We start from the raw sequence: 19,686 nt of genomic DNA, 5'->3' as shown, positions 1-19,686 counted from the left end.
GCTAAGATTGCGGCTTTCCGCGCCGCGCTCATCTGATAGCAGGGGCGCATGATGTATCGCTCTGCTCTTCCTGCCCCTGCGCGTACCGCATTGCCGGAGTCGAACCGTGGCCACTGATACCCCGCTCGATCGTTTCAAGGCGGTGCTCGGCGGCACTGCGCGCGCGGTCGCGCACGAGCCCGAGATCGAGCTCGCCTTCACTGCCGACGCGCCCGCGCAAAGCGGCAAGCATATCAAGGTGCCGATGCCTGCGCGCACGCTCCCGCCCGAGCAAGTCGCCGAGGCGCGTGGGTTCGCCGATGGCTTCGCGCTGCGGCTGCGGCATCACGACACCGCGCTTCACGCCAAGGGCGCACCCGGCGACGCGGTGGCGCGCGCGGTGTTCGATGCGGTCGAGACGGCGCGGGTCGAGGCGCTCGGGAGCCGAGGCTATGCCGGGATCACCGCCAATCTCGACCGCGCGCTCGAGACGCGGCTGCGCGCCGATCCGATCACGCGCGCACGAAACCGCGACGAAGTTCCGCTGTCGACCGCGCTCGCGCTGATGGTGCGCGAGCGGCTGACGGGAGCGCCGCCGCCCGAGGGAACGGTCGCCGGGCTCGATCTGGTGCGCGACTGGATCGAGCAGAAGGCGGGGCGCGACCTCGATGCGCTCGGCCTCGCGATCGACGATCAGCGCGCCTTTGCGGGCCTTGCCACCAAGCTGCTTGAGGATCTCGAGCTGATCGAAGGCGACATGATCCCCGACGAGGCCGATGAAGGCGGATCGGAGGAAGAGGGCAGCGAGGATCAGCAGGACGATCAGGGCGACGAGGGCGAGGACGAAGGCGAGCAGGGCCAGGGCGAGATCGAGGCGCGCGGCTCTGAGACCGAGGCCGATAGCGAAGAGGGCGAGGGCACCGAGCAGGGCGACGATTCGTTCGACGACATGGATGGCGAACCCGGTGACGAAGGCGAGGAGGGGATGCTCCCCGTCCGCCCCAACCGCCCGCTGTCCGACCCGTCGTCGCAGTTCGAGTACAAGGCGTGGACCACGTCTTACGACGAGGTAATCGCGGCGACCGACCTGTGCGACGCCGACGAGCTCGCGCGGCTGCGCTCGTATCTCGACCAGCAGCTCGTCCATCTGCAGGGCGCGGTGACCAAGCTCGCCAACCGGCTCCAGCGCCGCCTCATGGCGCAGCAGAACCGCAGCTGGGATTTCGACCAGGAGGAAGGGATCCTCGATGCGGCGCGGCTCGCGCGGATCATCGTCAACCCGACACTGTCGCTGAGCTACAAGATCGAGCGCGAGACCGATTTCCGCGACACCGTCGTCACGCTGCTGATCGACAATTCGGGCTCGATGCGCGGCCGCCCGATCTCGATCGCGGCGATCAGCGCCGACATCCTGGCGCGCACGCTCGAGCGTTGCGGCGTCAAGACCGAGATCCTCGGCTTCACCACGCGCGCCTGGAAGGGCGGGCAGAGCCGCGAGACCTGGCTCGCCGCGGGGCGACCGCCGCAACCGGGGCGGCTCAACGACGTGCGCCACATCGTCTACAAGAAGGCCGACGAGCCGTGGCGCCGCGCGCGGCCATCGCTCGGGCTGATGATGCGCGAGGGTCTGCTCAAGGAGAATATCGACGGCGAGGCGCTGCTCTGGGCGCATTCGCGGCTGATCGCGCGGCCCGAGGAGCGCAAGATCCTGATGGTCATCTCGGACGGCGCGCCGGTCGATGATTCGACGCTGTCGGTCAATTCGGGGTCGTACCTCGAGCGGCACCTGCGCCAGGTGATCGGCTGGATCGAGTCGAAATCGCCGGTCGAGCTGGCGGCGATCGGGATCGGGCACGACGTGACGCGCTATTATGCGCGCGCAGTGACGATCATGGATGCCGAGCAGTTGGGCGGGACGATCATCGAGCAGTTGGCGGCACTGTTCGATACGCCTTGAGGGTGGCGGTTCGGCGGGGGCTGGGAAGTCGCGATGGGCAGGTCTGGCTTTGGCGGTTAGCCGCCCTTCGCCTGAAGCAGGTGCTTCGCGTTCATAGGCGTCACTCCAAGCAAGCGGGCGATCTCGTCAACGGTGATTTCGGGACGCGCCTTTTGCAAATCGTGTGCTGACCAGATCAATGATCCTGACATTGGGTCCACGAAAACACACGGTGTGGCGAATGTGTGGCCAATTTTCAAAACGCGCTCGTAGGTTATGAATTCATCTGGCCAAGCATGCTCTAGAATACCTTTTGCCGTTTCTTTGCTGACACGTCGCAAAAAGTATTCGTCAAAAATGCGCTCCTCCTGAGCGATCATCCAATGCTGGCCACACGCGCTACATTTCGAAAGGTGAAGCCACCAAAGATCGCCTCCGTGATCTCGGACATTTTCAATCGTCGCAAATACACGCTCATCAAGTCCGTCACCACCCATCGGAATGGCGGCAAGGTCCGGAATTGAAGCACATTTGCACTTCTCGTGCGCCTCGAGGCGCTGAGCAAGCGAATTACGAAGCTCCCATACGACGTCCCTGTCGCGATAATCGGCTGAAGCAAGGTTCCAGTGCAGGCCTCCGCCGAGCGGCACTTCGAGATCGTCCTGCGCGAGAAACCACCTTTCGAAGCTGATCTCGTCGCTCTCCCCCCGAACGAAGGCCCATAGTCTGGCATGTTGTTCGGCGGTCATCCTCACAGTGTTACTCGCCAATGCCAAATCTTCGCAATTGTTTGTTTGTTCCGATCTTTGCTGTCATCGCGCTGTCCTACATCGCCGCTATTATGGTATGATCGGCACGTTCTTTGAAATCGTCGAACCTGCACGCCGCCATCCGCGCAAAACGGAAACGATCGCCGTTGTAAACTGCACGTCTTGGGGTCAATCGAGTCAAGCACGTAACCGACACTCTCGACACTGACAGACTTCAAGGTCCGAGCATTGTCGAAACGGATCCCGCCCATGGTATGACCAGCCCCATGACCGTCACACCACCCGCCGCCGGCTTTATCGGCCCCGTCAAACGCTCGGTGACGATCGCGGGGCATGCCACGTCGATCAGTCTCGAGCCCGTCTTCTGGCACGTGCTCGAAGCCGCGGCGGCGCGGCGCGCGCTGCCGCTCAACGCGCTCATCGCGCAGATCGACGCGCTGCGGATCGTTGCCGAGGATCCGCCCAACCTCGCAAGCGCGCTGCGAAGCTGGATCCTTTCCGACATCCAAGCAATCACTAGTGATACTCATTCGCAACAAGGTTGACAGTGCGAGTGACTCGCAATAGCGGTGGTCCCACAAGGGGAAACCGCTTTGACACCTTCTGCCGTCCGCAAGCCCGTCTATCTCGCTCTCTCGTGCGTCGGCGCGTTCGCCAGCCATCCGGCGTTCGCCGAGGATGCGCCGCCCGCCGCGGCGAACGACATGGATCCCGACGCCAAGCTCGATATCGTCGTCCAGGGCCAGCGCCGCACCGATCCCAAGCAAGTCGCGCCGCTGCTCGACACGCCCAAGTCGATCCTCGTGCTCAACAAGGACACGATCGCGCAGACCGGATCGAACAGCCTCGCCGACGCGCTGCGCACCGTTCCCGGCATCACCTTCGGCGCGGCCGAGGGCGGCAACCCGATCGGCGACCGCCCGTTCATCCGCGGGTTCGACAGCCAGGGCAGCCTTTACGTCGACGGCGTGCGCGATCTCGCCTCGCAGAGCCGCGAAGTGTTCGCGGTCGATTCGGTGCAGATCGTGCGCGGCTCGGACTCGACGCTCGGCGGCCGCGGGAGCGCCGGTGGGACGATCAACATCCTCTCGAAGCTCCCACAAGCGAGCAGCTTCGGATCGGCGAGCGTCTCGTACGGCAATGCCGATTACAAGCGCGTCACCGCCGATGTGAACCTGCGCGTCAGCGACACCGCGGCGTTCCGGATCGAGGGCGTGTGGCACGACCAGGACGTCGCCGGGCGCGACGCGGTCTCCGCGCGGCGCTGGGGCATCGCGCCGAGCGTCACCTTCGGGCTCGGCACGCCGACGAGGCTAACGGTCGGCTTCTACCGGCTCGAGAGCCATGAGCTCCCCGACAGCGGTATTCCCTATCTCAACGTCTGCACGGCCACCAATTGCGCGCTGCCCGCGGGCACTGTCTTCACGACGCCCGCGATCGGCACCGTCACGACGCGCGGCGGCCAGACGGGGACGATCTCGCGCAACACCTTCTACGGTCTCAAGAACCGCGACTTCCGCGACGCGACGACCAACCAGGCGACGCTGCGGGTCGAGCATGATTTCGGCGGCGGGATCACGCTGCGCAACACCGCGCGCTTCAACCATGACACGCAGGCCTATATCTTCCTGCTGCCCGACGACAGCACGGGCAACGTCTTCGGCACGACGACGACCAATACCGGCGGCAATCTGACGAGTGGCGGCTATGTCTGGCGGCGCGCGAACACGCGCTATGGCTATAGCAAGGCGCTGATCAACCAGACCGATCTCAGCGGCAGCTTCAAGACCGGCAGCATCAAGCACAGCTTCGCGGTCGGCACCGAACTCGCGTGGGAGAAGACGCGGCGCGGCACCTATGTCGTCGCCTCGGGCTCGACGCTGACGCCGCGCTGCACGACCGCGACGCTTGCGCGCTATTATTGCACGAGCCTGTTCAACCCCAACCCCAACGACCCCTTCGTCAACTATACCAGCGACACGTCGAGCGTGCAGACACCGATCGTCCGCGGCGCCAGCAACACCGAGACGCAGAACGACGCGCAGACGATCGCGCTCTATGGCTTCGACTCGATCACGCTGCTCCCACAACTGATCCTCAATGTCGGTGCGCGCTTCGATCGCTTCAAATCGACCGTGACGCTGCCCTTCGCGGTCGGCGCGGTGCCGCTGCGCGTGTCGCGCACCGACGAACTGTTCAACTGGCAGGCCGGCCTCGTGTTCAAGCCGACCAAGGAAACCAGCCTCTACGCCAGCTACGCCACCGCCGCGACGCCGCCCAACAGCCTGCTCGGCGAGGGTCGCGAGGACAATGCGCTGCCGACGACGGTTGCCACGCTTTCGGTGCTCGACTCGCTCAAGGTGCAGAAGACCAAGTCGTACGAGCTCGGCGCGAAGGCGAGCGTGTTCCACGAAAAGCTCGCGCTCGCAGCAGCGGTGTTCCAGACCGACATCCAGAACGCGCGCGTCACCGCCGATGGCGGCAGCGTCGCCTTTATCGGCCGCACGCGGATCCGCGGGCTCGAGCTCACCGCATCGGGCGCGGTGCTGCCGGGATGGACGGTGTTCGGCGGTTACACCTATCTCGATGCCAAGGTGGTCGATGGCGGTCGGAGCGCGCTCGCCGTGGCGGCGAATGGCGCTGCGGCGGCAACCACGGTCTATGTCGCCTCGGCCAATACCGGCCGGCAAGTGCCGCAGATCGCGAAACACAGCTTCACCGCGACGACCAATTACGAAGTCACCAAGCGCTTCCAGCTCGGCGGCAGCGCGATCTACTCGAGCCGCATCTATGGCGGCTACGCCGACAATCGCAGCGCGACGCAGAATGCGGCAGGCGTGGTGACGGTCGCCCCCGCGACGGTCCAGTTCGCGCGCGGCGTGCCCGCCTATTGGCGCTTCGATGCCCGCGCGAGCTATCAGCTAACGCCGAACCTCCAGCTCTCGGTCAACGCGCAAAACCTGACCGACAAGGTCTATTTCAACCAGACCTACACCAACCATTACGCATCGATCGCTCCCGGACGCACCGTGTTCGGCACGCTCACGGCGAAGTTCTGATGGAGGATGTCACGGCGCTGTCACGCGACGAGATCGCCGCGCGGCTTGCCGCACCACCGGCGGAACGCGCGGCGTTCATCCGCGCCTGTGCCGAAGCGGGCGAGGCCGAGGCGCAGGCGGTCTATGGGCAGATGCTGCTCGACGGGATCGGCGTCGCCACGGATCCACGCGCCGCGCTCGGCTGGTTCACGCGCGCGGCGGCGCAGCATCACCTGATGGCGATCAACATGGTCGGTCGGTGCTACGATCTCGGCTGGGGCACGCCGCCCGACAAACGCCGCGCGGCGGATTGCTACCGCATCGCGGCCGAGCGTGGGCTCGACTGGGGAATGTACAATTACGCGACCCTGCTCGCGCTCGGCGACGGCGTGGCCGAGGACCGACCGGCGGCGCTCGCGTGGTTCCGCAAGGCAGCGGCGCTCGGTAGAAATTTGGCAGGGGCCAAGGCGATCAACTTCGTCGGCAGCTTCCATGAAGACGGCTGGGTCGTCGCACGCGACATGCGTGCGGCGGCGTTGTGCTATGCCCGCGCGGCGCAGGGCGGCGATTTTCGCGGGTGCTTCAACCATGCGCGGATGCTCGGCGCGGCGGGCCGGATCGAGGATGCGATCGGCTGGCTCAAGCGCGCCGGCGCGAGCGCGACGCCGGCGTTCGTCGAGAAAGCCGCGGCGTGGCTTGCGGCCTCCGACATCGGTGCCTTCCGCGTACGCGGGGTTCAGGCGATCCGGGGGGCCGCATGCTGACGGTCATCCCGGATCTCTTCGATGCGGCACAGGTCGCTACGCTCCGCGCGATGATCGATGCGAGCGACTGGATCGACGGCAACGCCACGTCGGGGCACCAGTCCGCGCTCGCCAAGCACAATGCGCAACTGCCCGAGGATTCGCAGGCTGCACGCGCTGGTGGAGCGATCGTGCTCGATGCGCTCGCCGCCTCGCCACTGTTCGTTGCGGCGGCGCTTCCGCTCAAGGTGTTTCCGCCGCTGTTCAACCGCTACGCGACCGGCGACGGGTTCGGCGCGCATGTCGACAGCGCGATCCGCATCCGCCGCGGCAGCGACTATCGCATCCGCAGCGACCTGTCGGCGACGCTCTTCCTCGCCGACCCCGACAGCTATGACGGCGGCGAGCTCGTCATCCAGACGCAGTTCGGCGAGCAAAGCGTCAAGCTGCCCGCGGGTCATTTGGTGCTCTATCCGGCGTCGAGCCTGCACCATGTCGCGCCGGTGACCCGCGGGATGCGTGTCGCCTCGTTCTTCTGGATCCAGTCGATGGTGCGCGACACCGAAGCGCGCGCGATGCTGTTCGAGCTCGACACCGCGATCCAGTCGCTCGGCGCGCGTGTCGGGCAGGGGGATGCCGAGATCGTTCGGCTGACCGGCGTCTATCATAATCTTTTACGCCGTTGGGCGGAGGTCTGAGTGAGCAAGATCGGAATGCGCAACGCCTGGTTCCAGGTGCACAAATGGATCGGCCTGATCCTCGCGGTGGCGATCATCCCGCTCTCGGTGACCGGCGCCGCCCTGGTGTGGGACGATGCACTCGACCACGCGATCAACCCGCAGCGCTATGCGACGAGCGGAAGCGGGCTGCAGCCGATGCAGCGCTATGTCGCTTCGGCGCGCGGCGTGCTCGCGTCTGGCGACCGGATCGCCTCGCTCGCGCTGCCGGCGGCGGCGGGCGAGCCCGTCATCGTGGTGGCGAGCACCGCATCGACCGCCAAGCGTACCGCCGGACCGCCGCCCCGCAAGACCGTCTGGATCGATCCGGCGACCGCGCATGTGCTCGACAGCGCGGGTAGCGGCGGAGGGCTGATCCGCACCTTCCACATGATCCACGGATCGCTGCTGATTCCCGGCGTCGGGCGGCAAGTGGTCGGCTGGATCGGGGTGGCGATGCTGCTGTCCTGCGTGTCGGGGCTGTGGCTTTGGTGGCCGACCGTCGGGCGCTGGGCCAGGGGCCTGCGCTGGCGGCGGCATCGCAACACCGATACCAATCTGCATCACCTGCTCGGCTTCTGGATCGCGCTACCGCTGTTCGTGTTGTCGCTGACGGGGGCTTGGATCTCGTTCCCGCAAGTGTTCGGCGGCGCGCAGGGTGGGGCGGGCGGCAAGCCCGGTGCGCGGGCGGGTGGCCAGCGGCCGCTGCCGCTTGCGACACCCAAGCTCGCGCTCGACGCGGTCATCGCGCGCGGCAACGCCGTGTCGCCGGGTGCCATCACCAAGGTCGATTGGCCGACCGATCAAAAGCCGGTGTGGACGCTCGGCATCGCGCACGATGCCCGCGCCGTGACGGTCGCCGACGCCGATGGTGCCGCAAAGGTCGTGCCCGAGCCACGCGAACCACTCGCGCGGACGATGCGGCGGATCCACGACGGCACCCGGATGGGGCTCGTCTGGCAGATCGTGATCTTCCTCGGCGGGCTGCTGCCCGCGATCCTCGCGGTTACCGGGATCATCATGTGGTGGCGGTCGCGCGGCTGGCGCGCGCAGCTCAAGGCGCGCCAGCGCGCGCGGGGTGAAGCTGTTGTCCTAAGCTGATCTGGCTGGCCTACTTCTGAAACGTCACCCCGGGCTCGTCCCGGGGTCCACCGTGCCGCACGAACTGCCAAGGCAGGTCGCGCATCCCGGTGGACCCCGGAACAGGTCCGGGGTGACGGTTGTGGAGGGCTGCTACCGGCCCAGCAGAACGCGCGCCTGGCCCGCGATCTGCGCCAGCATCGCCGCATTCGGCGCCGGCGCAAGCCGCGCGCGATCGATCACCGCCTTGAACTGCGCGACGCGGCCGGCATTCTCCGCCAGCCAGCCTTCGACCAGCGCCTGCGGATCGCTCCCGTTCCCGTTCGCGCCGCGACCGAGGAACTCGAGCCGCAGCTGCTGGAAATCGCGCGCCAGCCCTGCGATCAGCAACCGCTCCCACGGGTCGCTCGAGGCGATCCGCGCGGCATTGGCCTGCGCCCAGTCGAGACCCAGCGCTTGCCCCAGCCGCGTGAAGGCGCGCGTCAGCACCGCCTCGTCGATCCCGAGCCGCTCGCCGAGATCGGCCAGCCCGACCGCACCATCGAGCTCGAACAGCCGCACGACCTTCTGCACCAATTTGCCCGGCGCGCCTGCGGTCTCGAGCGTCGCGGCGATCCGCGCGCTCTGCGCACTCGCTTCCTCGAGCAGCAGCGCCTTGGTCTGCTTATCGAGTTCGCGAATGCCCTTCGACAGCCGCGCGAGCACGTCACCCGGACGGCTGCCGCCGCGCGTGACGCGCAACAGATCGGCGATCTGCGAGCGCGTCGCCACCGCGACCTCGTCGAACAGCGCGATCCGCGCCGCTTCGGGCATCTCGGCGGTCTCGATCTCGCGCCACAATTCGGGCAGGTCGAACAGCCGTTCGGCGACGACGAAGTTCGCCGCGATGTCGCTCATCGCCGCGCCCTCTTCCTCGGCGAGCTCGAAGGGATAGAGCACGCCCATCCGGTTGACGATCCGGTTGGCAAGCTTGGTCGCGATGATCTCGCCGCGGAGGCGATGCTGGTCGATTGCGCTCGCGAACTTCTTGCGCATCGCCGGCGGGAAGGCGGCGTGGAGATCGGGCAGGAGTTCGGCATCCGCCCCCAGATCCGACCGCTCGATCGCGGCCTGCAGCGCGAGCTTGGCGGTTGCCAGCAGCACGGCGAGCTCGGGTCGCGTAAGCCCGCGCCCTTCGGCCGAGCGGCGCAGCAGATCGTCATTGCCCGCCAGCCCTTCGACGACGCGGTCGAGCGAACCGCTCGCCTCGAAGATCTCGATCAGCCGGACATAGCTCGGCACGTCGCGCGCGCCGTCAGCCTCGGCGATCGACAAAGCGAGCGTCTGCAGGCGATTGTCCTCGAGCACGATGTGCGCGACGTCGTCGGTCATGCTCGCGAGGAAGGTGTTGCGCTTCTCATAGCCAAGCCGGCCCTCGATCATCTCGCGGTTGAGCGCGATCTTGATGTTGACCTCGTTATCCGAGCAATCGACGCCTGCCGAATTGTCGATGAAGTCGGTGTTGATCCGTCCACCACGCGCCGAAAAGGCGATGCGCGCGGCCTGCGTGACGCCCAGGTTCGCGCCTTCGCCGATCGCGGTGGCGCGCAGGTCCTCCGCATCGACGCGCAGCCGGTCGTTCGCGGGGTCGCCGACCGCGATGTTGTTCTCGGCGCGCGCCTTCACATAGGTGCCGATGCCGCCGAACCAGATCAGGTCGACCGGAGCCTTGAGGATCAGCGAAATCAGCGCACCGGGCTCGATCTCGCTCGCCTCGATGCCGAGCGCGGCGCGGATCTGCTTGGAGAGCTTGATCACCTTGTCGGTGCGCGCGAACACGCCGCCGCCCTTCGAGATGACCGACGCGTCGTAATCCGCCCATGACGAGCGGGGGAGGGCGAACATGCGCGCGCGCTCGGCCCAGCTCTTCGCAGGATCGGGGTCGGGATCGAGGAAGATGTGGCGATGGTCGAACGCCGCGACGATCTTCAATGTCTGGCTGAGCAGCATGCCGTTGCCGAACACGTCGCCCGACATGTCGCCGCAGCCGACGACGCGAATCGGTTGCGTTTGCACGTCGATGCCGCGCTCGGCGAAGTGGCGCTGGACGCTGACCCACGCGCCCTTGGCAGTGATCCCCATCGCCTTGTGATCGTAGCCGACCGATCCACCACTCGCGAACGCATCGCCGAGCCAGAAATTGTGCTCGAGCGCGATCGCATTGGCGACGTCGGAGAAGGTCGCGGTGCCCTTGTCGGCGGCGACGACGAAATAGGGATCGTCGCCGTCATGGATCACGACGTCGGCGGGGTGCACCACCGCGCCCTCGACGATATTGTCGGTGATCGACAGCAGCGTGCGGATGAAAACGCGGTAGCTCTCGGTCCCCTCGGCGAGCCACGCGTCGCGGTTCGACGCCGACGGGAGCTGCTTGGGGTAGAAGCCGCCCTTCGCGCCGGTCGGCACGATCACGGCGTTCTTGACGCGCTGCGCCTTCATCAGCCCGAGAATTTCCGTCCTGAAATCGTCGCGTCGGTCGGACCAGCGCAGGCCCCCGCGCGCGACCGGGCCGGCGCGCAAATGGATGCCCTCGACGCGCGGTGAATAGACCCAGATCTCGCGCCACGGCACGGGGGCGGGGAGGCCGGGGATGAGGTGGCTGTCGAGCTTGAACGCGAGCGCGATCTGCCCGGCTGAGGCAAACGCGTTCGTGCGCAGCGTCGCTGCGATCACGCTGCGCAAGCTGCGCAGGATGCGATCGTCGTCGATCGCCGAGACCGCGTCGAGCCCGGTGTCGATCGCCGCATCGGCGGCCTCGACGCCTGAGCGCGCGCGCGCCGGATCGTGCGCAGCGGCGAAACGCTCGATCAGCGCCGCGGCGACCTTCGGCGCACGCCGCAGCGCATCGACCACGGTGACGAGACCATAGGTCAGCCCGGCCTGGCGCAGATAGCGGAACCACGCGCGGAACAGCAGCACCGACGCCGGCGCCATCGCGGCATCGACGATCAGCCGGTTGAACGCGTCATTCTCGGCCTTGCCCTCGAGCACCGCCTGGATCGCATCCTCGAGCACCGTCGTATCGGCCGAAAGCCGCACGCCCGCCGCCTCGACGAGGAATTCATGCACGAAGCCCTGCTCGTCATCGGCAAGCGCGGTCGGCAACTCCTCGATCACGCGGAAGCCGAAATTCTCGAGCACCGGGACCGCGTCGGACAGTGCCAGCGCGCCGCCCTGGCGGTAGATCTTCAACCGCGCCGCGCCGTGTGCGTCGCGGTACATCCGCACCGACCGGTCCTCGGCGTTCTCGAGCCGCGCGAGGCGGATGATGTCCTGCGCGGCTTCCTCGGCGGTGTTGGCGGCGCGATAGCCCGCCGGGAAGGTGGTTGCATGGCGCAACGCAAGCCGCGTGGCGCGCGCCGGCTCGACCAAATCGGCAAGCGCAGCCTCAACCGCAGGCACCCAGCCGCGCACCATCCGCGCGATCCGCGCATCGAGCGTCGCCGTATCGGGCATCACCCCGCCGCCGCGCACGTCGATCGTGAAACGGATGAGCGCGGTGACGTCGTCCATCGCGATCGCCCAGTTGAGCAGCCCGCCATGCGCCGCCTCGACCAGCATGTCCCCGATCGCGATGCGCCGCGCGGTGGTCAGGTCGTCGCGCGGCAGCCAGACGAAGGCGAACAGATGCCGCCCGAGCACGCTGCGCACCAGGACCAATTTCGGCCGCGGGCGGTCCGCCAGCGACATCGCGGTGAGCGCGACCTCTTCGAGCGCTTCGGGGGTGAAGGCGGTGATCAGATCATGCGGCAGCGCGGCGAGCGCGTGCGTCAGCGCCTTGCCGGTATGCCCCTTGGGATCGAAGCCGAACTTCTGCTCAAGCGCGGCCAGATGCTTGCGCAGCACGGGCACATCCTGCGGCGCGGCGTTGAGCGCGCTGCTGGTCCACAGCCCGGCATGGATCGAAACGCCGACGATCTTCTTCTTCTCGCGCACCGGCACGACGGCAAGATCGAGCGGGAGATGGCGATGGACGCTCGAGATGAGATTGGACTTGAGCAGCAGCGGCGCCTCGCCACCCTTTTCGAACCACTGGATCGCGAGTGTGCGCGATGCTTCGGCAAGCATCGGCACCGGCTGCGGATTGCGCGCGAGGCCGAGCGTCGTCTCGGTCGTGCCGCGCCACAGTTCGTGGCCGAGCAAGGTGAAGTTGCGATCGAGCAACCAGGCGAGCATCTCGGCGCCTTCGCCCGCCGGGAGCGTCGCGATGTCGGCTGCCATCGCGTCCTGCAGCGCCTGCCAGTCCTGCACCGCGGCGCGGACATCGGCGAGATTGCGTTCGAGCTCGGCCACCAGATCGCGCCGCTCGCGCGCATCGGCGCGTTCGAGCTCGATATAGATCATCGATTCGGCAGGCCCCGAATCGTCGACGTCGACCAACTGGCCGTCGGCGTCGCGAATCACACCGAGCACGGGGTGGATGATCCGGTCGATCGAAATGTCGTGTGCTCCGATCGTCGCGGCGATCGAGTCGACGAGGAAGGGCATGTCGTCATTGACGATCGCCAGCCGCATCCGGCGGCGCGGGTCGGTACCGGGCAGCGGCTCGAGCGCGATCCTCGCGGTGCCGGGACTGCGCCGCTCGGCAGTCGCGGCGACGAACGCGGCAGCGTCGATTCGCTCGGTCTTGCCGAACCCCTGTATTTCGCCCGGAAGAGCACCCTTGGTCAGTCGGGCAGCAAGCGCGTCCGACAGCGATTTCAGCGTGGTTTTAGCCATGCGGGCCCCTATGCGCCCGACGCTGCGCGACCTCAAGACTTGTGGCGGTGCACAATTTTCGAGGTCGTGCCGCGCGGTGCGCGCGTCAGACCGCGCTGCGCATCGCCCGCTCGGTCAGCGCCGTGTCGTCTCCAAGCGTCGCGACGATGTCGAGCATTCCGCCATCGTTGGCGCGCGCCAGCAGCACGACATAAGCGCCGCGCTCGAGCGGGGTTTCGATCGCCACGCTGGCGAGCGTCGGGCGCGAGGCGAGCAAGCCCGCGCTGCTCGCGCGCGGTTTGGCGACGGGCGTCCGTGCGGCGCGTTCGGCTTTGACGATCCCCTTGATGCCACCCTCGAAGCCTTCGAGAAACTCGCCGAGCTGTCCCGTCGCGACGTCGATCCGGCGCGCGTAGGACAGCACCGCGGCATATTCGGTCAACCGCGTCTTGTCGTAATCGGACCCGAAGACGAGCTTGACCACTGGCGTCATCGGCGCGCGGAGCTGGACGACGATCCCGGCCGATTCGAGCAACGCGCGGTAGCTCTGCGGATCGGCATCGGCGGCGGCGGCGAAATCATGCGCCCGCCCGAGCGCACGATAGAGCGTCGCGCGGCCACGGACGTCTGCAGCGCGCACCGCGGCGGCGGTTTGCTGCGCAAGCATCAACTGATCGGCAAGATTGCCGCCGGTAGCCGCGGCTGCCGCATCGTCGATATCATCGGCTTCCGCCGAATCGAATCCAGCGCTCGGCCCGTCGGCCCAGATCGGTGCTGCCGGCGGCGCCATCGGCGCACTGCTGACCGCCGCTGCGATTTCGGCGTGAAGCTTGGCCTGCGTCTCGGCGTCGACCAACTCCTTCCAGTTAATCACGCCATAGATGAAGTCGATCGATTCGTCGTCCGACGAGAAGGGCATCAAGATGCCGCGATACAGCGTGTTGTGGCCTCGCACGCCGACGAATTCGGCCTCGAAGCCGATCGGCGAGCGATTCGCGATGATCTGCAGATAATGGTCGGTCAGCCGCGACAGCAGCGAGCGGCTGGGCACTTGCGAGATGTGCGTCACCGACGAATCGAGGCTGCACTCCTCGCGCAGCGCGCGGCCGAGATAGGCGATCGCCGGGTTTTCGATCCCGAGCGAGAAATCGAGCAGGACGCTGTGCGGGCCGAAATCGGCGATATTGGCGGGGTCGAGATCCTCGATCGAGGGATAGGCGCGACCGCCAAGCAGCGACACCCAATGGTTATAGGCGCGAACGTGCATGCGGCGCTCGTCGGTGCCGACGTCGATCTGTGTCTCGGCAACGCCGTTTCCCGCGCTGTCGACGGGCGTGTCGTCGATCTCGTCGCCCTCGACTTCGCTGTCGAAGCGACCGTCCCCGAATCCGCGAACACTGTCCATTGCACAACCGTCCTATTTGGCCCGCCCCGCCGATCGGGCGACTGTCCTAACCGGCTTGTGCACCGCGCGTGGTAAACGCGGAGTAAAGCCTCGCTTTTTTGCGCGCCATTGCGCCTGAGGGGGCGAAGCGGCTTGTCAGCACGAAAACCACCTGTTAAGCGCCCGCCCTCGCACCCGTTCACCCGAACGGCGCGACGCCGCTTTAGCTCAGTTGGTAGAGCATCGCATTCGTAATGCGGGGGTCACAGGTTCGAGTCCTGTAAGCGGCACCATTTCAAACCATTGAAATACTACGGTTTCTTAGGCCAGCGTATCCACGCCTGTGATACCCGCAATTTGGTATCGCACCTCGTAGTCTTGCAACGATTCAAGCCGCGTCAGGACGCGTTCCGAACTGATGAGGCCTGACGAATCGGTTGGGATTGCAGAGGTTTCTAAGGCTTTGTCATCCTCATAAGACCGCCAATGGAATCGACGCCCGTTGCTGATGATCTGGTGTTGAACCGGCGAACTGCGATCAGGCGCTAGAAACCGGCAGATCTGGTGGAAACCGGACCGGCGGCTTTCGGGTCGCGCTCACTGTAACCGGCTCTTCGTGAATGGGGCGAGCAGGTGCCTTGATACCCGGCATGGGTGGTAATCAGCCCTTCGCTAATCCAGGCTGGTAAGGCGCGGGGATGTCCAAAGGTCAGTCGCGTGGACTGACCGGTATGTCGAGGTCGGACGGCTCGGCGAGCAACGCCGCCGCGACGCGGACTGTGCCCGGATGTGCCGGAACTCGGTCGGACGACTGCTGAATCGGATTAGACGCCTGATGAAGCGCTAGGCTATCCACCCTGGGCGCCCGAGGATGAGGCGCTGGATCGCGACCTATCGGTAACGGGCTGTCCGATCGGGCGGCGCAGGATCGAGATTCCTCAATGATCTGCGTGCCCAACCATGTCCCCTGTGGGGCACCAACTTTTGCAACCCTCTGAGAACAGGGGGCTGTCAAATTTCCTGGACGGCTGTCCGAGAACCGGGCGGAGCCCCAGACAACCGAGCATGATCAGCCAACTTTGCGCCGCCGCCGCACCGATGAACGGGAGCGGTCGGTTTCAAGCACGGGCATTTGCAGGGTTTTCACGGAGGTGAAATACCCGATCAAACCCCGCCGGAGCCTCATCGATCGTCAGATCAGATTCGCCCGTTCCGCATCCTCGGTATTCAAATCGGCGCGTCAGAAGCGGAAGCTGATCGTTGCCGACGTTGCGCGAGGGTTCAGCACGCGCGCCAGGCCGAGGCCGGAGGCGGGGATCGTCCCCTCGTTCAGTGCCGCGATCGCGAGCACGTCGAACAGATTATTCGCGTTCACCGACACCGTCATGCGGTCGTTCAGAGTGTACCGCATAAAGGCATCGGTGGTGATGTAGCCCGGCTGCCGTAATCGATTGATCGTATCGGTAAAGCTGCTTATCGTTCCGATGAAGGCGGCGCCCACGCTGAAGGTCTTGGTGGTGATCTGGGGGATCGCCTGGAAGATCCAGTCCGGCTGGCGACCCGGCTTGTTCCCGACGTTCGATGGGGTCAGATTGTCGGCGGAAATCTTGGCGTTGGTATAGGTGGCACCGGTGTTGATCCGGAACCAGCCGCGCTGGAACTCGCCTTCGAACTCGAAGCCCTTGGCATCATAAGTACGCGTGAACGGCACACCGCGCAGCGCGTTGGTGTCGTCCGCCTTGGCCGAGAAACCCGTGATCTGCAGTGTCAGCCCATTATTGCGATACTTCACGCCGCCTTCGAGCTGTTTGACGATGTCGACGGCCGCGCTGCTTTTCGTCAAGTCACCCGTCGTCAGATCGACAAAGCCGTTGCGGACGAGGCGGTCAGCATTGGCGCGACCGCCCCGGCTGTAGCGCGCGAAGGCGGACAGGCTCTGTGCAAAGCGATAGTTCGCGCTGGCCGAATAGGAGAGATAGCGAGCCGAATAAGCGAGCGGCGAAGCCGTCGTCAGGTTGAATTGCGAAACACGCTTTTCCGCCGCAGAGAGCGTTCCGTCGCCGTTCACGTCGACCGCCGAATACCCGGGCGCGCGGCGATAGCTCCCCTTGGCATCGACGAAATCGTAGCGCAGGCTCCCGCCCAGCGAGAGCTTGCCGACCTTGAAATTGGCAGAGCCATACGGCGCAGAGATATTGTACGCCGTCTTCAGGCTCAAATGGCCCAGGCCGATCGAACCGAACCCCGGGCCGAACGAATAATAGCCGTTCTGCGTAACCGGTGTCCCGTTGGCGCTGGTCAGGTTGATCAAGGCCGCCTGGCCGCCGCCCTTGACCTCGGACAGGACGGATCCCCAGAGATAATCGACGTCGATCTGCTGGCGCGATTTGTAGAACCCGGCGGTCACCGTGAGTTCGGTCTTGCCCATGGCAAACGTACGGCTGGCGCGCGCGTCGTTGGTGAAATCGTCGAGGCCGCGGAAATCGAGGTTGGCGAAATTGATCGGCACCAGCAATCCGTTGCCGTTGAGCGTAGCGGGGTTGGTGATGAGCTGACCGGCAGTGGGGCCATTGGCATAGCTCAGCGTGGCGCCCGCGCCGCCATATTGCGTGGCGATTGCGGTCGCGGTGTTGGTCACGACTTGCTCGGCGCTGCGAAAGCCGCCGGAAATGCCCGAATAGCGAGCGCGGTCGATGATCGTCCATCCGGCGACCTCGAACTGCGCCTCGAAGCCAGCCGACTTGACGACCGGGTGCTGGCCATCGGTCAGATCATAGCTCGCCACCTGATTGGTGCCATCGAGCGTCAGCAAGGTGGTCGCATATTTCGACATCAACGTGTCGTGCGTCGGATCAAAGCCGACGACGGCACCATATTTCGGATCGGCATTGCTACCAGTGATGGTGACCGGCACAGTGCTGTAGGCCGGGGTGCGATCGTTCAGATATTTGCCGTAGAAGCGAACATAGCCGCCAGTGAATTCCTTGGTGATGTTCAGCTTGATCTGGACGCCGCGTTCACCTTCGAAGCCCACTGCGCGCGGACCTTCGCCCTGGCGATAGAAGCCGCCGATATGCATCCGCACCGTGTCCGACAGCTTGGCGCCGTAATCGAAGTCCAGGCGATAGCGCTCGAAATCGAGCCCGACCGTCGCTGCGATCGTGCCACCCTCTGTGACGCCGGTCTTCGAGATGAAGTTGATCACGCCGCCTGGCGAATTGGAAGCAAAGGTCGAGGCCGAACCGCCGCGGATCGCCTGCACGCCGGCAAGATTGAGGTCGGTCCTCAGGAATACGTCGCTGCTGGCCCAGCCGATGTCGCCGAATTCAAGGACGGGCAGGCCATCTTCCTCGAACTGGGCATATTTTGCACCGTTGGCCGACAGCGGTAGACCGCGAATCGTCACATTGCCATATCCTTCGCCGGAGCTCGCTTCAGAGCGAATGCCGGGGATCAAGCGCAGCAGGTCTGGAACGCCGCGTGGCCCAAGATCCACGATTGTCTCGCTGTCCAACATGCTGGTCGATGTCGCGCTGTCGAGCTGATCTCGTGCCTTTGCCACGCCGGTGGAGAAGGATTCCTTGCTGGCTATCGCGCTCGCCTGTCGGTCGCTGGCGCGCGCCTCCGACGACGGCGTCGCCGTGGAGGTGGCCTCTGCCGGTGTGGCGGTTTGGGCCATAGCGGCGCTCGCCACGGCGAAGGAGGACACAGATACCAGCAGGGCAAGTCGCTTCATGAGCAATCCTTCGAAACAGGGCGGATGAGGGTCGTTGCCGCGGCGTGCCGACGCCGTCGGCGCGGGCAAGCAGACCATCCCCGATCCTTCTTTATAGCGGACCGCGGCGACGAGCGGCCGACACGGTGCATTTTGCGGCCATTACGAAGGCTCGAAGTCCGAGAGACGTCGTCCCGGCGCCCTGTTCCGGTGCGCCCTGTTCCAGTGCGCCCGTGTCCGGCTACGCAGAGGCGCTGCGGTCGGTGAGGACTGCCGCGCGTTCGCCGCGCTCGATACCGTCAAGGGCGACATGGCAGGCGCCAGCGCCGACGCCAAACAGGTGCGCGTCGAGATCGCGATGCAGGGCGGAACCCGCATTCGCACGCGCGTGGGCAATCAGGTTGCGTCAGGCGATCGAGCGCTACCGACGGGAACGCCAGGACTCGCTGCTACTGTGCGCGCGCGCGCCGTTCGTCGGCTGATGCTGGGCCCTTCCCGGAGCTCACGACCGATTTCGGTGCAGCTGCGCCTACCCTTGCGAAGGTTTCTGGGGCTCTGCCATCCGCATGGGACCGCCGATGGCACCGACGCTCGCTGCGATGAGCTGGTTCGAACCGGCGAACTGCGATCAGTGGCTAGAATTGATGAGCTCGGGTGAAGACCGGAACGACCGGTCTTGGCGCGCACGGGACACTATCGGACACTCGGTCACCGCCACACCGGATTTTGGTTCGGCGAGGGTGTGGGAAGCTGTCCCCATTTTTGCGAAGGCGTTGACCAAGCCTTTCGCTGTTCCCATCACTTTTCTGCCGTTGGTCGGGTCTGAGGGCCGGGGCCAAGCGCGGCCTCGGTGTCGAGCTGCGCCTGCCGCACCAAAATTTCGGTCGTGTGCCGCGCCGCGACCGGATCGGCGTTGGCGATCGCCTCGAACAGGATGCGATGCTCTGGCAATCCGTCGCGCGGATGGCGGGACGCCCGATATTTGAAGAAGGTCGTCCAGCGCACGGCCGCCGCGATCGTGGCGGAGAGGCTGACGAGCAGTTCGTTGCGCGTCGCCTCGAGCATGATGGCGTGGAACTGCTGGTCCGCCTTCTGCCCGACCGCGGTGGCGAGGCCGTGTTCCGCCATGAGTTCGAGACAATGGCCCATGCGGGACAATTGCTGCGCGGTGCGCTCGTTCGCCGCGATCTCGGCCGCGGCGGGTTCGACGATCATGCGCAGTTGAAACAGGCTTTGCACGAAATGGCGCGGGGGCACGCCCTCGAACATCCAGCCGAGCAGTTCGGGGTCGAGCAGATTCCATCCGGCGCGGTCGCGGACGCGGGTCCCGGTCTTGGGGCGACTTTCGATGAGACCCTTGGCGCCGAGGACGCGCAGCGCCTCGCGGATCACGCTGCGCGATACGCCGTGCTGCGCGGCGATCTCGATCTCGCCGGGCAAGGTGGAGCCGGGCGCGTGGACCCCGGTGACGATCGCCACGCCCCATGTCCTGGCGATGCAGATATGTGCGGGCAGATACCGCCCTTCTTCGGTCAATGTCATCGCTCCGTCTTTGCCATGACCATAAGAGCGCGGAAAGCGATGACAA

The 19,686-nt window shown here is 65.9% G+C and carries 11 protein-coding genes and 1 tRNA gene; 7 read left to right on the top strand and 5 right to left on the bottom strand.

The window, feature by feature from the left end:
- Nucleotides 1-106 precede the first annotated feature (106 nt).
- Entirely contained in the window at nt 107-1,936 is a 1,830-nt protein-coding gene (gene cobT, locus IE187_RS08820) for a cobaltochelatase subunit CobT (RefSeq protein ID WP_189675926.1), read from the top strand.
- 56 nt (nt 1,937-1,992) lie between these two features.
- On the opposite strand, the gene IE187_RS08815 is transcribed toward cobT, so the two are convergent.
- Nucleotides 1,993-2,664, bottom strand: a complete 672-nt coding sequence (locus IE187_RS08815) for a hypothetical protein (RefSeq protein WP_189675925.1) — start codon at nt 2,662-2,664, stop codon at nt 1,993-1,995.
- 287 nt (nt 2,665-2,951) lie between these two features.
- On the opposite strand from IE187_RS08815, the gene IE187_RS08810 reads away from it, so the two are divergent.
- From IE187_RS08810 to IE187_RS08790, 5 genes are read left to right on the top strand one after another with little or no spacing between them, the layout of a single operon-like run.
- A complete protein-coding gene (locus tag IE187_RS08810) occupies nt 2,952-3,230 on the top strand; it encodes a ribbon-helix-helix domain-containing protein (protein WP_229839315.1) in 279 nt (92 codons plus the stop codon).
- Nucleotides 3,231-3,278: 48 nt separating this feature from the next.
- Nucleotides 3,279-5,744 carry a TonB-dependent receptor gene (locus IE187_RS08805; RefSeq protein WP_189675923.1) on the top strand — a complete coding sequence of 822 codons (2,466 nt, stop codon included), beginning with the start codon at nt 3,279-3,281 and terminating at the stop codon, nt 5,742-5,744.
- Nucleotides 5,744-6,487, top strand: coding sequence for a tetratricopeptide repeat protein (locus IE187_RS08800; RefSeq protein ID WP_189675922.1), 744 nt, complete (start codon nt 5,744-5,746; stop codon nt 6,485-6,487). The genes IE187_RS08805 and IE187_RS08800 overlap by 1 nt, the downstream gene beginning before the upstream one ends.
- Nucleotides 6,481-7,164 carry a Fe2+-dependent dioxygenase gene (locus IE187_RS08795; RefSeq protein ID WP_189675921.1) on the top strand — a complete coding sequence of 228 codons (684 nt, stop codon included), beginning with the start codon at nt 6,481-6,483 and terminating at the stop codon, nt 7,162-7,164. The genes IE187_RS08800 and IE187_RS08795 overlap by 7 nt, the downstream gene beginning before the upstream one ends.
- Nucleotides 7,165-8,283 carry a PepSY-associated TM helix domain-containing protein gene (locus tag IE187_RS08790; RefSeq protein WP_189675920.1) on the top strand — a complete coding sequence of 373 codons (1,119 nt, stop codon included), beginning with the start codon at nt 7,165-7,167 and terminating at the stop codon, nt 8,281-8,283.
- Between the two features lie 132 nt (nt 8,284-8,415).
- On the opposite strand, the gene IE187_RS08785 is transcribed toward IE187_RS08790, so the two are convergent.
- On the bottom strand, nt 8,416-13,020 hold the full coding sequence (locus tag IE187_RS08785) for an NAD-glutamate dehydrogenase (protein WP_189675919.1): 4,605 nt from the start codon (nt 13,018-13,020) through the stop codon (nt 8,416-8,418).
- An 85-nt stretch (nt 13,021-13,105) separates the two neighbouring features.
- A complete protein-coding gene (locus tag IE187_RS08780; protein WP_189675918.1) occupies nt 13,106-14,404 on the bottom strand; it encodes a PAS domain-containing protein in 1,299 nt (432 codons plus the stop codon).
- A 196-nt stretch (nt 14,405-14,600) separates the two neighbouring features.
- Between IE187_RS08780 and IE187_RS08775 the strand changes: the two genes are divergently transcribed.
- Nucleotides 14,601-14,676, top strand: a tRNA-Thr gene (locus tag IE187_RS08775).
- A gap of 947 nt (nt 14,677-15,623) precedes the next feature.
- Here IE187_RS08775 and IE187_RS08770 read toward each other — a convergent pair.
- On the bottom strand, nt 15,624-18,119 hold the full coding sequence (locus IE187_RS08770; protein WP_189675917.1) for a TonB-dependent siderophore receptor: 2,496 nt from the start codon (nt 18,117-18,119) through the stop codon (nt 15,624-15,626).
- A 777-nt stretch (nt 18,120-18,896) separates the two neighbouring features.
- On the bottom strand, nt 18,897-19,640 hold the full coding sequence (locus IE187_RS08765) for a FadR/GntR family transcriptional regulator (RefSeq protein ID WP_133186239.1): 744 nt from the start codon (nt 19,638-19,640) through the stop codon (nt 18,897-18,899).
- Nucleotides 19,641-19,686: the final 46 nt, after the last annotated feature.

The sequence above is a fragment of the Sphingomonas glacialis genome (genome assembly GCF_014653575.1).
GTDB lineage: Bacteria > Pseudomonadota > Alphaproteobacteria > Sphingomonadales > Sphingomonadaceae > Sphingomonas > Sphingomonas glacialis.
Note: the sequence above shows the minus strand (reverse complement) of the source record. Positions and strands in the feature narration are given on the sequence as shown.